We start from the raw sequence: 16,653 nt of genomic DNA on the forward strand, positions 1-16,653 counted from the left end.
TGATTGACCATATTTACATTTGCTCAAGCTGCAAGGAAAAAGTACAATATGGAAACTTTCTATCACTTTATGAAGAGATTTCATTGGCTTATCTTTATATGGAGTATTTTCACATTGATTTTATTTACTAAACTTTTATCCATGAAACTCATCTTTCTCTCACTATAATAGCGACCTAAACACTTCTCTTATAATGGAAAGATGAGTTTTCTGTATAACTTATCAACATCTACAATATACTAGATGATTTAATGTTTTACTTACTTGCCTCTTTAACAGATTAAAATCCATATAAAAAACATGGTTTCTAAACCATGTTTTAAAAATATAAGAGTATTTCTAACCTTTCTTTAATATCCATCTATCTTTAATAGCTTTCTCTAAAAATTCTCTTTTTCCCATATATTCTCTTAATACATCTCTTAAGTATTCTTTAGTATATATTTCATTTCTATTATTTTTTAGTGATTCATATCCTGTTCCTCTTTGAAGATAGTCTGATGTTGCCACCTTATACCATTTATCATCTTGAAGTTTTTCTCCATTAACAAAAATATCTTTTACCTTTCTGCCATCATGCTCTATTAATGCTTTAGAAACATGAATTCGACCTAAATATTTCCCTCTAAAACCTGGTCCACTTCCATCTCTAAAACAAACATCGCTGTCTAAGGAAGATTGGAAAGCTTCTCTTAGATATTTTCCTTGTATTTCAAAGGAAGTTGGATTTAAAGGTGATGTACATATCTCAAAAATCTTTTTACTTGAAACTTCACCCTTTTTAATCCCTCCATTAATTACTCCGCTATTTATAATGCCTATATCACAGTTAAATACGTGAGCTAAGGCATCTGCAAGTAAGTTTGTAATAGGATTTTCTTCCGCCACATCATGCCATAAATCAACAGGTATGCTATATAATGGCTTCATTAGATTATCTAATGCTTTTTCTTTATTCTCTTTTAATATGTTTATTACATTTTCACATAAATCACAAGTATTTACATTTATATTTTTACCTTCTAATAATTCCACATTATTTTTATAAACTTTAATTTTTAATAAGCCTAAATTCTCTCCATAACATCCAGAGGTATGTATAATAGTGTTATTAACTATTTCTGGCTTGTCCATTAATATGTGAAAATGACCTCCTATTATTACATTAACCTCATCTATCTCTTCTGCAATTTCTTTATCCTTATCCATCCCCAAATGAGATAAGATTAGGCATAAATCATATTTTCCACTATTTAACCCTATCTCTTCCTTTATAGACTCTATGGGATCTTTTGTTTCTATACCACTTAATGTATTAAATACCCCTAAGTCAGGAGATGCCCCTATAATAAGAATTCTTACGCCATTCTTATTTATTATTGTACTTTTTTTAACCCCTTTAATATTCTCAAATCCTAGTTTATAAAGATTACAACCTAGAAATGGAACCTTTGATGTAGTGGCCATATTTGTTAGTATATCAAGTCCATTAAAAGTCTCATTATTTCCTATAGCTATTGCATCATAGCCACTATACTCTAATAAATCTACTGCAGCCATTCCATCGGTACCCTGTAACTCCATTCTTTTAAAGTCAGCAAAATCTCCTCCATCAAGAATTATGGTATTTTCATCTTTTAATTCCTCTATTTTAGATACTATTTTAGAAAAGTTCTCATAATTACTGTGAATATCATTGGTATGAAGTATAGTTAATTCCATTTTCCCCAGCCTCCATAATATATTGAAATTTCAACATTTAATCAACTCTATTTTATATATTCTTTAGTAAATTTATAGCTTTGTTATTCACTTTTTAACGCCATAGTTACTCTCTCATTAGCCCCTTCTATTATTTCTTCAGGATATCCTATAAACTTTAAGAGCTTAATTGCATTTCTTGTTGGAGATACTCCTTTTTTCATTAAATAATCAAATTTTAATCCTTCTTCTTCATCTACTAATTCTGAGAAATAGTAACATTCGTACTTATCTTTAGCAACTTCTGTAAGCTCTAAATCATGAGTTGCTATAAGTGCTATAGCATTTCTATCCATAATATATTTAATAATCTCTGTTGATGAAGCAACCCTTTCAATAGGATTTGTTCCTCTAAATATCTCATCTATCATGCAAAAGGTAGTTATATTTCCTTCTAAAGAATTTAAAATTCTTAGTAGTGCTTCCGCTTCTCCTAGATAATAACTTTTACCACTATTTACATCATCCGTAATACTAAGAGAAGTTAATAATTTAAAATAGCTTCCTTTATATTCTTTAGCACATACAGTATATATTGTTTGAGCTAATAATATGTTAACTCCTACAGTTCTTAAAAATGTAGATTTACCAGACATATTTGAGCCGGTAAGTATAATCCCTTTTTTATCAAGCATTATGCTATTGGCTATTGGTTCATCAATAAGGGGATGCACTCCATCAACTATCGATATGTATTGATCATTATCTATAAAATTTGGTTTACAATATCCCTTTCCCCTCTCTCTATATGCGGCTACAGCAATTAAGGCATCTAATTCACCTAAAGTACTATATACTTCTATTAAATGCTCTCTATTTTTTTGTATTATTTCAATTATGCTATAGTAAGCCCTAATTTTCGTTAAGAATATACTATTTACATAATCCATTAAAATATCTACGCCTTCAGCAGAAGATAAGAATACAGCTTTTTTATCTATTGTATTGCAGTATTTTAAATTATTATTTATATTTTTAATTTTATCCTCTAATTGTTGATTCTTAATTTTACATAAATTTTTACTTATAGCTATTAAATTACCTAGATAAGCGATAGAATCTACTTCATCCACTATTTCACTAGTAGATTTATGATGAATAAAAGTATTAACAGTAAATGATATAATTATATATAAAATAGCTTTACTACCTATAATAAAATAACTCGCTCCTGCCACTATTGGTATTAGAGCTAAAAAGCTATAAACATATTTCTTCATTTTATCTACTTTAGTTGTACTATTAAATAAATTTATTATATCTCCATTTCCTTGTTTTCCTAAATTAGTCAAATTAACTTGAATTTCTTCTCTTATGCCATTATCATTCTGAAATAATTCTATAATCTTATCCCTATCCTTAAGTTCTTCCTTTTTTAATTTAGGAGTTCTTAAAATATGATAAAGCATATGCTGTCCTGCTGTTGTAATTGTACTATCAAATTTTTTATAAACATCATTTAAATCTAAATCATTAGCAGTTTGATCATCGATAGTATATCCTATCTTTTCACCATAAAAATCAATACTTATCTCTTTAAAAAACTTAACAATTTTATTAAAATCTCTTTTAGTTTCTACTTCATTAGGCCAATTTTCTTTTAAATAAAGTATTTTTTTATATCTCTTTTCTCTGCTATAAAAATAAATAGCAATTGCTGCTAATAATATACATAGTGGAATTCCTATTTGATAATATAGTACACCTTTTTCCCTTCCTAGTGTTAATGTTCCTAGTATACATCCACCCATTAATCCTAGAAAAAACATAAAAGCTGCTTTACATATAACTATTTTTTGTTTCATCTTCCTATCTCCCCTACATGTTATAAAATCCTATAAATATGGTATCACATTTTTAAACTATAGGGAATTTTTTATGAATTTGCTGTTCATATAACAAAATAATATCATGTATATGCTACTTAAAATTAATTTATCAACAGCAACTATACCTTAAATATTTTAATCAACAACTTTAGTCAATGGAGAATTGAGGATGGACAATTGAAGTTGAAATTTAGTTAAAAAGCTATGCTTCTTAACTATTTTCTAATAAAAATAATCAGTTTAAAAATTCTCATGCTCTGCTGAGAATTCACCATAATTGTCCATTGTAAATAGCCAATTCTCAATTCCATATTAGTGCAAGCTTAAACAATTTAATAATACAATTTTATGAATGTATAGACTAAATTTCAAAGTGGCACATTTATAAATGCTTTTATAATAGATTAAAATGCTATATACTATTTAGTTGTATAAAAATTGTGAAAGGATGATTTAATTTATGGATTTTAAAAATGAAAACTCTTTAATATATAAAATAACTACTTTGGGATTTCCTTTTATAGCTATTGTAATTAGTATTTTTTCTATATTTTATAAAAATCTCAATGAAGAGCAAAAAATTATATCAATTTTAGTTGCTAATGGATTTTTAATAGTAGGTTTTATATTTATTGGAATAAAGACTATATATGCTAGAAATAAGAAAAAAGAAGGAAGATTATTTTTCTTTACTGCTGGTATACTTACTTTATTCTGGATTGAAAGATTAATTGCTATAATAAAATAAAAAAATCGTGATTCAATCACGATTTTTTTATTTTAATAATATCTGCAATAATATAGATTATACTTATCCTAAATTTAATGTATATATGAGAATAAACGTTATTTTTAGCATTTTAGCTAGAAATATTAAATTCACAACTTTTTCAATTCACAATCCTCAATTGTGGAAACTCTCAGCAGAAGCTGAGAATTTTAGAATTAGTTTGTTTTTGAAGTTACAAAATAACTTCTTATAAAAACTAACAATTGTATTGCTAATAAAAAGAAGTTAAAGAAGCTAGTTTAATCAAAACTAATTTCCTCCGCATTGTGAATTATGAATTTTAAATTGTGCATTGCTTTAAGCTATTTATTTATTACATATAGTTGATGCAGTGCTCTCGTCGCCATTACATACATCAGTTTGTTAGCATTACTATATCCTTCTTCTATAAAATTATTTTCTTTGACTATTATTACTCCATCAAACTCTAATCCTTTTGCAAAATAAGAAGGTATTACAACAACACCATGAGAGTATTGTATATAATCTTTATCTATTAATTTAAAATTCAACTTATGTTTTAATCCTTCATTTAGTTCACGTGCCTCTTCAGTATTGTAAGTAATAATAGCAATATTTTCTAATTTTTCACTTCTCATATTATCAACTATTTCAACTATTTTATCATTTAATTCATTACTATTTTCTAAATTTATTTCTTTAACTTCTTTACCACTTCTAACTAATGGTACTATGTTACTGCTAGTTAAAAAATCATTAGCATATTCCATTATCTCTCTAGTAGAACGATAACTTTTATGAAGATTAAAATGCTCTACATCGAAATCTTCAATATAATCCTCCATATTTGACATAGCTACCTTACCTTGAAGAGGAAGTATTCTTTGATTACTGTCTCCTACAATAGTAAAAGATTTACATCTAGTTAATTCTTTAATTGCAATAAACTGTATAGGTGAATAATCTTGAGCTTCGTCAATTACTATATGCTTAATTTCTTCTTTTAATTTTAGTCCTTCCAATTTAACCTTTAAATAAAGTATTGAACTTAAATCACCTTCATGTAACTCTTTATTATTATTAATTTCATTATATAACTTAAGAATATCTGGTGAGTTTAAATAAATTAGATTCTTCTTTAAATTCATTAAATCCTGAATAAGCTCCCTTATGCTAAGCCTTCTTTGAAAATCTAAGTTATTTATGTGAAGTAGTAATTCATCTTTAGGAATAGCTTCTTTTTCTTCTTTATATTTCTTTTCAATTTCTCTAAACTCTTCATCTCTGACATCTTTTAGTTTAGAGTATATAATTCTTTTTATTTTTTTACTACGTCTAAATAAAGGTAAGTTGCTGAAATATACATTAAACATCTTTTCCATTTCATCTTTAGATATAACTATCTTATCTCTAAAGATAATGTCCTTATACTCAAAATAACATTTATTAAGATTTTCTATATAATTATCTAAATAATTTTTATAATCTAAAGAAGCTTTATACGCTATATCCTCACTAAAACCTTCATCACCTTTTAATATTTTTTCCATCACTTCTTTTAACGTTAATACTTCTTCAATATCTAAAAGGTCTAATGCAAAATCTAAAAAAGTATTTTGCTTTGTTCCACTCTCTCCAAGACTAGGTAATACCTCAGAAATGTAATCCATAAATATACTATTAGGTCCTAAAATTAGTACCTTATCTTCTAAAAGTTTTCTATAATTATATAAAAGATATGCCACTCTATGAAGAGCTATAGTGGTTTTTCCACTTCCTGCTACTCCATCAACAACTACTACTTTATTCTTTTCTTCTCTTATAATATCATCCTGTTCTTTCTGTATGGTCATAATTATATCTTTTAACTTTTCAGAAGAATTTTTACTTAATACCATTTGAAGTATTTCATCATTAATGTTTATATCTGAGTCAAACATTCCTTCTAAAATACCCTTTTTAATTATAAACTGTCTTCTTGCTAGCATATTTACTTTTACTATTCCCATAGGTGCTTCATAATGTGCTTCATTTAAAGTTCCATTATAAAAAAGTGATGCTATAGGTGCTCTCCAATCTATGATGAGAGGTTCAAAGCTGTCCTCTGGCGTCACCCCAAAACGTCCTATATAAATTTTCTCAACCCCAAAATCTTCTTCCCTAAAATCTACCCTTCCAAAATAGGGAGAGCTTTTGAGTATGTTAAATTCTTTAAGTTTTCTATCTATAGTTTTAAATGCTTCTTCTTTAACAAATCTTTCATGGTCAAAGTATTCTATTATTTTATCTTCATCATCCTTATATTCATCAAGAACACCTTTTCTATAGTCTAATATATATTTAGTAACTTCTTTACGCTTTTCTAGGTTCTGTAATATCTCTTGATTTAATATTTCTATAACTGTTTTTAGCTTCTCTTCTTCTAATGAAACTTCTAATTCTTTTTTAAGTTTTTCTTCTATTTCTTTCTTATGCAAGATATCATTTCCTTTCTTAATAAAATAATATAAATTTTAAGACTACTATAATTGTGTAAGATTAAATAATATTAGACATCTAAATGAAAATAACAAGTCAAAGATATGAAGTATATTTTGCATCAAACAAATAGATAGATTTCCATGCTAGTTCAAGTTATGACAACCCGGTATGGTAAAGAAATAGATGAGTATACCGACTAGCCATTTTTTGAATGTACTTTATTAGTCTTTAAAAAATATAAAGGTTTATATTAAATAGTATTAACATAAACCTTTGTATATAAATCTAGTGAATTATCTTTATTTCACTCTACCAAATTACGTAAAATATTTCTATTACTGCTCTATTATATTATAAAATAATTTCTTCATGCAAGTCCTAATGTAGCTATGTATCTATTAAAAATATTTCATATAAATAAATGCTAAATCTTAATATCACATTATCTCTTTATATTTAAGTTAAGCAAGTTAATATATTTAATACTATAATAAAAGCTAATGCGAACATACTCATAATAATAATTACTGAACATAAATTTATCGTTACCTTAGCTAATTTATTATTAACTCCTTTTGCAGTAGAAGCATATTTAATGGATATAATGGAGCTAACTATACTTATGAAAATAAATCCCAAGGCTATTAATGTAGAATTAACTATAGGTGTACATAACACCATTATTATAATTATTAATGATATTATTGGCAATATAACCATTTATCTTCTCCTATTTTACATAAAATTTGTTAATTATAATATTGTATATTTATTTTTAGCTTAGGCTATGTTCTTTTCATATTATAATTTAAGCTATTATTCTTCTTATTATCAACTAATAAATAGTTGTTATAATATATATTTAAATACATCAATATCTTTAATATTTATTAAATTCTATATCTTTTTTAAAAGTGGATTTTGCAACATTTCTCTAATTCCCTTTATTAATTTTGTTTTTATTTATTAATAATAATTTATTATTATTCAAAGTTTCTAAGCTTAAATTTTTTAGTAAATTATAAGCTCTTACCTTTTTAAATTCTTTAACAATTTTTATAATCTTACTATTGCTAAAATTTTATAGATAGACTTAATCATAAATTTTGTTTATACTTTTAACATTCTTAATATGAATGTTAATAATACTACAATAATTGCCTTTTCCTACATTTGTTTCACCTAAACTTATGTCTTTAATAAAAAATTTTAGCCATCTTAAAAAGTAATTAATCAGTTATTAATATATCTTATATTAGACACCTTATATGATTTTAAATATAATTATACCACACTAATCAAATATTTAATTGATTAAAAAATAATAATTAAAAGTTATAAAAATTCGGTGAAATACTTAACAAATTAACTTTTAATAAACCAATTAACAATATGTACATATTATAACATTTTATTCCTTATATATCTATAAAATATTTATAAGGCATTTAAAAGAAAATAACTAGTCAAAAATAAGTCGTATATTTTCCATTAGATAGGTCAATAGGTTCCCATGAAAGCTAAGCTCTCATGAAGTTTAAAAGGCACAATCTAATGAAAAATAGACTATCATTTTGACTAGTTAATTTTTTGAACATGTCTTATTAATTGTAACTATATTAACTATTTTGCCAGCTCATATAGTGAATGTGCATATATTTTTGTTATATTTATTAAATCTTCTATTTCTATATATTCATTAGGTTGATGTATTGTACTTGGCTGCCCTGGGAATATTGGTCCAAAGGCAACTGTATTTGGCATTTCTTTAGCATAAGTACCTCCACCTATTGAAATTAATTCTGCCTCTTTGCCAGTTTGCTCATTATAAACTTTGGCTAAAGTTTGAATTAATGGATGATCTGGGGAAAAGTATAATGGCGCTTGATGAGAAAAATCTTCTATAGTTATTCCAGTTCCCTCTAATGTTTTATTTAATGGTTTCATCATATCATCTAATGTTTTTGTTACAGGATATCTTAAATTTAAAGTAATTACTCCTTTATCTTTGTTTATAGCTATCTTACCTACATTAAAAGATAGTTTTCCAGAATTTTTATCTTCAAGATATATACCAAAACCTTCCCCATTAAGATCCATTCCTATTTTTTCTCCTAGGAATTTAACGTAATTAGATAACTCGTCATTTCCTAAATCCAATGACGCTAAGAATGTTATAAGTTGCATTATAGCGTTTTTCCCTAGTTCAGGAGTACTTCCATGTCCTGAAATTCCTATAGATTTAATTTTAATTTTAGAGCCATTTACTTCTGAGGTCATATCATATTCATTATCTAAGGCAAATCTTTTTAATTTTTCAACAACCTCTGCAGTATTTTTACAAATCAATAATGCTTCTGCATAATCTGGTACCATATTAGCAGCGTTTCCACCTATTATATTTTCTATAACTATATCTCCAGTAGGTGCTGATGTAAAATCCTTAACTAAATCAAATATAGTTATTCCTTTTTCTCCATTTATTATTGGAAAATCTGCATCTGGAGTAAATGCTGCTACTGGTGCTGATTCTTTTTGTAAATAATAGGGTATATCTTCTCCACCAGTTTCTTCATTTGTTCCAAATATTATTCTTATTTTTTTAGATAACGGAAGTCCTGCATCTTTTATAGCTTTTAGTCCATAAAGACATGCAATTATAGGTCCTTTATCATCTGTAGTCCCTCTTCCATACATCTTACCATCATGAATTTCAGCTCCATATGGAGGATGTATCCATCCATCTCCTTCTGGTACTAAATCTATGTGACCTAATGTAGCAACATATTCTTCTCCTTCTCCATATTCTGCATAGCCTGCATATCCGTCAACATTTACTGTCTTAAATCCTAATTTTTTAGAAACTTCAAGAGCACATTGAAGTGCTTTATCTACTTCTTCTCCAAAAGGCATCCCAGGCTTTGCTTCTCCTTCAAGGCTTCTTATTCTAACTATTTCTTTTACTGAATTTATTATATCATTGCTCATTTCATCAATTCTTTTATTAATTTCCATAAATACTCATTCCTTTCATAAAAATCATATATTATTACCTTCTATTAAATTATTTTCTCTTATTTATGAATTTCTATTAATTATTTATTAACAAATATAGTGTTATTATCACATATTTTAGAAACAAACTCAACAATGATCTTCTTTATTTCATCAATATTTAAACTATTTTAAATAGTAACTTTTTATTTTTGCAGATAATTTATATTGATTTTAAAATAAAATTATAATTAATAGTCATAGCTTTTTAATTTGCATTTCCTAATTATTTATTAAAACATCAATCATCTGTTCAATATATAACCATGAGAACAGATTTAAATTTTTAGGAGAACACTGTTCTCCTCTACAGTTGATTAATTTATAGTTTTCATGGGCTTAATAAAAAACACTAGTAGCTTAAGCTACTAGTGTTTTTTGCTATTGTAGTTTTCCAAATCTAGAAAATGGCTTTATTATGAATCTTGCCTTTCCCATTATATCATCGTATGATATGTATGGATTTTCCCAATATCTTGCATCAAATGAATTTGCCCTATTATCCCCTATAAATACATAAGAATTTTCAGGCACCTGTAATGTCACTTCTTTATCACTATTATATATTACATAAGATTCATCTAATTTTTCTCCATTTATATATACCGTTCCATCGCTTTTTACATTAATAGTCTCCCCTGGAAGTCCAATTAACCTTTTTATTAAATCCTCACCTAACTCTTTAGAATGAAAAACTAAAATATCCCCTCTTTTCAGAGATTTTTCGCTATAATTCCTAGTTACGAAAATTTTATCTCCTGGCTGTATTGTAGGATACATAGACTCTGTAGGCACACTAACATTAAAAAAAATAAATTTATTAACTAAAAGTGCTAATCCTACAGCACATAGTATAGGTATACCCCATTCCTTAACAAACTTTTTAAATAAATTCAAATCTATCAACTCCTAAATTTTGCCTAACTCCTTATCACATAGATAATATTATATCACAGAATTTTTTATTATACATTATTTAGATTTTACATTATTACACAATCCTACTATTATATAAATATAGCCTAAATTTTTAATAAAATACTTATGTCTATAATGAAAAATAGAAAATTATTTAGATAAAAATTGTACAAAAATAAAAAAGCCATGCTATCCTGACTAAACTTTAGTCATTTTGCAACAGCTCCTTTTTTACTATTTCAATTTTCCAAATCTAGAAAATGGTTTTATTATAAATCTTGCTTTTCCCTTTATATCATCGTATGATATGTACGGATTTTCCCAATCTCTTGCATCCAATGAATTTGCTCTATTATCCCCTATAAATACATAGGAATTTTCAGGTACATGAAACGTTGCTTCTTTATCACTATTATATATTACATATGGTTCATCTAATTTTTCACCATCTATATATACCGTTCCATCACTTTTTACATTAATAGTCTCCCCTGGAAGTCCAATTAACCTTTTTATTAAATCCTCACCTCGCTCTTTAGAATGAAAAACTAAAATATCCCCTCTTTCAAGAGATTTTTGGCTATAATTCCTAGTTACAAAAATTTTATCTCCTTGCTGTATTGTAGGATACATAGACTCTGTAGGCACACTAACATTAAAAAAAATAAATTTATTAACTAAAAGTGCTAACCCTATAGCACATAGTATAGGTATACCCCATTCCTTAATAAACTTTTTAAATAAATTCAAATCTATCAACTCCTAAATTTTACCTAATTCCTCATTACATAGATAATATTATATCATAACTTTTTTCATCATTCAGTATTTTATACATCTTCAAAAATAATCATTCAAAAATTCTTATTTAAACAATACAAATTCTACATTAGTTCTTAACTTTTCCTCTCCTCCACTATATATAGATATACCAGCTCTAAAATTAATATATATGTGAAAATAATTGATATTTTTTTGGTATAGTAGCTGAAAATATTGAATTCACAATTGTGGATGTTTCTCCACAAAAGCTGAGAAATTTAGAATTACTGTAGCGGCGAGCAGTGTTCGCCACAGAATAACTAGCGATATAATCGCTAGTGAAAAAATTGATTAAAGAAATTATTTTGCTAAAAAATAATTTCAACCTTAATTGTGAATTTTGCATTGTGAATTGTGAATTGAAATGCTCAAGGGTGTAGTTATATTTAGCTATATATTAATTTTTAAGGTAGTTTATCTATAATACTTATCGACTATCTCTTAAATAAAAATAACCATATCTCCTTTTATTTTAAGGACAATATGGTTACCTTTTATTGTATTTACAACTTTCCTATATCACTTCTATAATATATTCCACTAAAATTTATATTTTTTATATCCTTATAAGCTTTTTCTCTTGCTTCTTCTACACTTTCTCCTAAAGCTGTAATTCCCAAAACTCTTCCACCTGAAGTCAAAAGTTGGCTACTTGTTCTTGTTGCTCCTGCTAGGAAAACCTTACTATCTATATTATCTAATCCTGTTATTTCAAATCCGCTTTTATATTCTAATGGATATCCCTCTGATGAGGCTATCACACAGCATGCATGAGCCTTTTTAAATAGTACCTTATTTCTATTTAATCTTTTATCTAGTGCTTCCATCATAAGATGAACTAAATCACTTTCCATTAGCGGAAGTACAACTTGAGTTTCAGGATCGCCCATTCTTACATTATATTCTAATAAATAAATGCCTTTTTTGGTAATCATTAACCCAAAAAATATTATTCCTACATAGTCCATATTTTCTGATTTGATTCCTTTTAATGTAGGAGACATAATATTTTCATAAAATTCTTTTAAAACTTCTTCATTACAATGAGGATTAGGCGCTAAGGTACCCATCCCCCCTGTATTAGGTCCCTTATTTTCGTCATATATAGCTTTATGATCTTTTGAAGATATAAAAGGTATAATAGTTTCTCCGTCAGTTATAGATAGTATTGATGCCTCCACACCTTCTAAAAACTCCTCTATAATTATAGATTTCCCTGCTCCAGAAAATATATCCTTCTCCATAAATTCTTTTATTGTATTATTAGCTTCTTCTCTGCTATTAGCTATAACAACACCTTTTCCTGCTGCTAACCCATCTGCTTTAATAACTACAGGAAATTTGCAGTACTCTATATAATTTAAAGCTTCTATTACATTATTAAAACTTTCATATTCAGCTGTTTTTACCCCGTATTTTTTCATAAAAGCCTTAGAAAAACTCTTACTGCCTTCTAACTTTGCTCCTTCTTTACTCGGTCCAAAAATCTTTAAATCATGAGCTTTAAATATATCTACAATTCCATCACAAAGAGGTGTTTCTGGACCAACTACAGTGAGATTGATCTTGTTCTCATATGCGAAAGTTAAATATTCATTAATGTTTTTTAAATTTACATTTTCACATTTATTTTCAAAGGCTGTACCGCCATTACCTGGTGCACAATAAATCTTTTTAACTAAACTGCTCTGTGACATTTTCCATGCTAATGTATGCTCTCTTCCACCATTACCAATTAATAATATCTTCATAGTTATACCACCTTTTATTCAATTGAAAATTGACGATTGACAATGGACAATTTTTAATGTTTAAAGTGTCTTAATCCGGTAAATACCATAGATATTCCTTGTTCATCACAAGCTTTTATTGATTCTTCATCTCTCACAGAACCACCAGGTTGAATTATAGCTTTAATTCCAGATTTTGCAGCTTCATCTACGCAATCTCTAAATGGGAAGAATGCATCTGAAGCTAATACAAATCCACCCTCTCCTCTTTCTAATGCCTGTGCAGTGGCCCAAATTCTATTCACTTGGCCACCTGCTATACCTGTAGCTTTTCCCTCTTTAACTACTACAATGGCATTGGATTTAACGTATTTAGCTACCTTCATACCTATAATTAAATCCTTCATTTCTTCTTCGCTAGGTGACTTCTTAGTTACAACCTTTATTTCATCTATTAATTTATTATCGACAGTTTGTACTAATACTCCTCCATCAACAGTTACCATTTCTTTATTGTCCATTGGTTTTGAATTACATTTTATTATTCTTAAGTTTTTCTTTCTTTTTAATACGTCTAAAGCTTCCTCTGTAAAGTTTGGAGCAATTATTATTTCTAAAAAGGTCTTTACCATCTCTTCTGCTGTATCTTTATCTACAGTATTATTTATTGCTACTATTCCACCAAAAATTGATATAGGATCACATTCATATGCTTTAATATACGCTTCTTTAACAGTTTCTCCAATTGCTACTCCACAAGGACTATTGTGTTTCAATCCACAGCAAGCTATTTCTTCAAATTCATTAACTACTTTCCATGCAATGTCCATATCTTTAATATTGTTATAAGAAAGTTCCTTACCATTTAACTCTATTATATTATTCATCATTCCACTACCATCTGCATTTTTATAAACTGCTGCACTTTGGTGTGGATTTTCCCCATATCTTAAAGTTTTACTTTTTATGTAGGAAGCAGAAAGATATTCTTCATATATTTCATCATTTTCTAATAAAAATTTTGAAATTGCTGCATCATAAGCGGAGGTTAAATTAAAAACTTTAGCTGCAAATTTTTTACGTGTAGCATAATCTACTTCTCCTTGTTCATTTATTTGCTTCATAATCTCACTGTAGTCATTTATATCACTTACAACAAGTACATCTTTGAAATTTTTAGCTGCACTTCTTATCATGCTTGGTCCACCAATATCTATAAATTCAACTTTTTCTTCAAAAGTTAAATCTTCTTTGACCTTTTCAAAGAATGGATATAGATTTACACAAACTAAATCTATGGTATTAATTTGTCTTTCCTTTATAGTTTTCATATGACTTTCATTATCTCTAAGTGCTAATATACCACCATGAATAGCTGGATGAAGTGTTTTAACTCTACCATCTAGCATTTCTTCTGACTTCGTAACTTCTGATACCTCTATTACATCAATACCATTTTCTTTTAAATATTTATAAGTACCACCACTGGATATTATTTCTACATCCTTACTCACCAAAAATTTAGCAAAATCTAATACATTGGTTTTATCAAAAACACTTATTAATGCTCTTTTTATCATATCAACTACTCCTTTATGTAAACTAATCTTCCTTTAATCTTAACCTTATCTTCGCTTATAAGCTTTATAGCTTCTGGTAATGCTTTATGTTCTTCTATCAAAACTCTCTTTTGTAACCCTTCCGCGGAATCTTCTCCATATACATTTACCGTTTTTTGAAGTATTATAGCCCCTGTATCTGTTCCTTCATCTACAAAATGAACAGTACACCCACTAACCTTAACTCCATAATTAATAGCTGCTTCATGAACTTTTATACCATACATGCCATTTCCACAAAAATTAGGTATTAATGAAGGATGAATATTTATTATCTTATTTTTGAAACTCTCAATAAAGCTTTTATTTAATATGGAGGTAAAACCTGCTAAAACTATTAAATTAACTTTATCCTTTAACACCTTTAGAATCTCATCACTTAAAGCTTTACTATATTTTTTTCTATCAAAAACCATAGTTTTTATATTATTTTCTTTTGCCCTTTTTATTCCATAGGCGTTTTCTCTATCACTAATAACATATTCAATAGTACAGTTTTTTAAATATCCAGAGTTTATATTGTCAATTATACTTTGAAGATTTGAGCCACCACCTGATATTAAAACTGCTATTTTAAGCACACTCCTTCACCTCCAGCAGCTACAGTACCAATTTTATATGCCTTTTCTCCCATTTCTTCTAATGCCTTTATTATATTTTCGCTGTCACTTTCATTTACACACAGAACCATTCCAATTCCCATATTGTAAGTATTAAACATATGAGACTCATCTACACCTTTTCTCATTAAATACTTAAAAATTTCAGGAATTTCAAAGGAATCTTTATCAATAATAGCAGTCAAGTTTCCTTTAAACATTCTTGGAATATTTTCATAAAAACCGCCACCGGTTATATGTGCCATTCCTTTTATACTAAATTTATCTATTAAATTAAGCACAGGTTTAACATATATTTTAGTAGGCTCAAGTAAAATCTCTCCTATTGTTTTCTTACCTAGAATTTCATCATAATTTTCAACTAATTTTCTAACCAATGAATATCCATTACTATGGACTCCGGAAGAAGCAATTCCTATTAGAGCATTCCCTTCTTCTATAGCGCTTCCATCTATTATATTTTTCTTATCTACTATTCCTACTGCAAAACCTGCCACATCATAATCCCCATCTTTATACATACCAGGCATTTCTGCTGTTTCTCCACCAATTAATGCTGCATTACTTTCAATGCAACCTTTAGAAACTCCTTTCACTATATCCGCTGCTATACTAGAGTCTAATTTTCCGCAAGCTATATAGTCAAGGAAAAATAATGGTTTTGCACCATGACATAAAATATCATTAACACACATTGCTACACAATCAATTCCAATAGTATCAAATTTATTTAATTTTATTGCAATTTCAAGTTTAGTTCCTACACCATCAGTACCAGAAACTAATACAGGATTTTCATAACCACTTCCTATTTCAAACATTCCTGCAAAACTTCCAAGGCCATTTAAAACTCCACTAGTAAAAGTTTTCGAAGTGTAATTTTTCATAAGCTGTACTGCTTTATATCCTTCTTCAATATTAACTCCAGCATCCTTGTATGTTATCATTATTTCACCCTTCTTTCCAAAATATTTTTAAAGAAGAAAGCTTAAATCCTTATGGCTTAATTCAATAAAATGCTAGTTAAATATAATAACTCCCCAATTTACATTTAAAATTACATATATA

12 protein-coding genes are annotated in these 16,653 nt (G+C 27.5%); 1 reads left to right on the forward strand and 11 read right to left on the reverse strand.

What is annotated here, in order from left to right; translation table 11 throughout:
• Window positions 1-339: 339 nt before the first annotated feature.
• Together B3603_RS08085 and B3603_RS08090 are read right to left on the reverse strand one after the other, a co-directional pair.
• Window positions 340-1,722, reverse strand: coding sequence for a bifunctional metallophosphatase/5'-nucleotidase (locus B3603_RS08085; RefSeq protein WP_291563048.1), 1,383 nt, complete (start codon window positions 1,720-1,722; stop codon window positions 340-342).
• 83 nt (window positions 1,723-1,805) lie between these two features.
• A complete protein-coding gene (locus B3603_RS08090; protein ID WP_291563052.1) occupies window positions 1,806-3,566 on the reverse strand; it encodes a MutS-related protein in 1,761 nt (586 codons plus the stop codon).
• Window positions 3,567-4,050: 484 nt separating this feature from the next.
• On the opposite strand from B3603_RS08090, the gene B3603_RS08095 reads away from it, so the two are divergent.
• On the forward strand, window positions 4,051-4,338 hold the full coding sequence (locus tag B3603_RS08095) for a hypothetical protein (protein WP_291563055.1): 288 nt from the start codon (window positions 4,051-4,053) through the stop codon (window positions 4,336-4,338).
• A 344-nt stretch (window positions 4,339-4,682) separates the two neighbouring features.
• On the opposite strand, the gene B3603_RS08100 is transcribed toward B3603_RS08095, so the two are convergent.
• From B3603_RS08100 to purM, 9 genes are all read right to left on the reverse strand, one after another.
• Window positions 4,683-6,818 carry a HelD family protein gene (locus B3603_RS08100; protein ID WP_291563058.1) on the reverse strand — a complete coding sequence of 712 codons (2,136 nt, stop codon included), beginning with the start codon at window positions 6,816-6,818 and terminating at the stop codon, window positions 4,683-4,685.
• A 460-nt stretch (window positions 6,819-7,278) separates the two neighbouring features.
• Window positions 7,279-7,542 carry a hypothetical protein gene (locus B3603_RS08105; RefSeq protein WP_291563061.1) on the reverse strand — a complete coding sequence of 88 codons (264 nt, stop codon included), beginning with the start codon at window positions 7,540-7,542 and terminating at the stop codon, window positions 7,279-7,281.
• Window positions 7,543-8,445: 903 nt separating this feature from the next.
• Entirely contained in the window at window positions 8,446-9,837 is a 1,392-nt protein-coding gene (gene pepV, locus B3603_RS08110) for a dipeptidase PepV (RefSeq protein ID WP_291563064.1), read from the reverse strand.
• A gap of 420 nt (window positions 9,838-10,257) precedes the next feature.
• On the reverse strand, window positions 10,258-10,773 hold the full coding sequence (gene lepB, locus B3603_RS08115; RefSeq protein ID WP_291563068.1) for a signal peptidase I: 516 nt from the start codon (window positions 10,771-10,773) through the stop codon (window positions 10,258-10,260).
• Between the two features lie 255 nt (window positions 10,774-11,028).
• Window positions 11,029-11,544 (reverse strand): signal peptidase I, encoded by a 516-nt coding sequence (gene lepB, locus B3603_RS08120; protein WP_291563071.1) that lies wholly within the window; start codon window positions 11,542-11,544, stop codon window positions 11,029-11,031.
• Window positions 11,545-12,119: 575 nt separating this feature from the next.
• The gene (gene purD, locus B3603_RS08125; protein ID WP_291563074.1) at window positions 12,120-13,367 is read right to left on the reverse strand and encodes a phosphoribosylamine--glycine ligase; all 1,248 of its coding nucleotides are present in this window, start codon (window positions 13,365-13,367) and stop codon (window positions 12,120-12,122) included.
• Window positions 13,368-13,420: 53 nt separating this feature from the next.
• Window positions 13,421-14,926, reverse strand: a complete 1,506-nt coding sequence (gene purH, locus B3603_RS08130) for a bifunctional phosphoribosylaminoimidazolecarboxamide formyltransferase/IMP cyclohydrolase (RefSeq protein WP_291563077.1) — start codon at window positions 14,924-14,926, stop codon at window positions 13,421-13,423.
• A gap of 5 nt (window positions 14,927-14,931) precedes the next feature.
• Entirely contained in the window at window positions 14,932-15,546 is a 615-nt protein-coding gene (gene purN / locus B3603_RS08135; protein ID WP_291563079.1) for a phosphoribosylglycinamide formyltransferase, read from the reverse strand.
• A complete protein-coding gene (purM, locus tag B3603_RS08140) occupies window positions 15,534-16,532 on the reverse strand; it encodes a phosphoribosylformylglycinamidine cyclo-ligase (protein WP_291563081.1) in 999 nt (332 codons plus the stop codon). The genes purN and purM overlap by 13 nt, the downstream gene beginning before the upstream one ends.
• Window positions 16,533-16,653 lie beyond the last annotated feature (121 nt).

The sequence above is a fragment of the Clostridium sp. UBA2485 genome (assembly GCF_002341865.1).
Lineage (GTDB): Bacteria > Bacillota > Clostridia > Clostridiales > Clostridiaceae > Clostridium_J.

What these genes read in the sequence shown, in the direction of transcription:
- purD (WP_291563074.1), bottom strand. Translation starts at nt 13,367, where the DNA reads ATGAAGATATTATTAATTGGTAATGGTGGAAGAGAGCATACATTAGCA.
- pepV (WP_291563064.1), bottom strand. Translation starts at nt 9,837, where the DNA reads ATGGAAATTAATAAAAGAATTGATGAAATGAGCAATGATATAATAAAT.
- B3603_RS08085 (WP_291563048.1), bottom strand. Translation starts at nt 1,722, where the DNA reads ATGGAATTAACTATACTTCATACCAATGATATTCACAGTAATTATGAG.
- purM (WP_291563081.1), bottom strand. Translation starts at nt 16,532, where the DNA reads ATGATAACATACAAGGATGCTGGAGTTAATATTGAAGAAGGATATAAA.
- B3603_RS08090 (WP_291563052.1), bottom strand. Translation starts at nt 3,566, where the DNA reads ATGAAACAAAAAATAGTTATATGTAAAGCAGCTTTTATGTTTTTTCTA.
- purH (WP_291563077.1), bottom strand. Translation starts at nt 14,926, where the DNA reads ATGATAAAAAGAGCATTAATAAGTGTTTTTGATAAAACCAATGTATTA.
- B3603_RS08095 (WP_291563055.1), top strand. Translation starts at nt 4,051, where the DNA reads ATGGATTTTAAAAATGAAAACTCTTTAATATATAAAATAACTACTTTG.
- B3603_RS08105 (WP_291563061.1), bottom strand. Translation starts at nt 7,542, where the DNA reads ATGGTTATATTGCCAATAATATCATTAATAATTATAATAATGGTGTTA.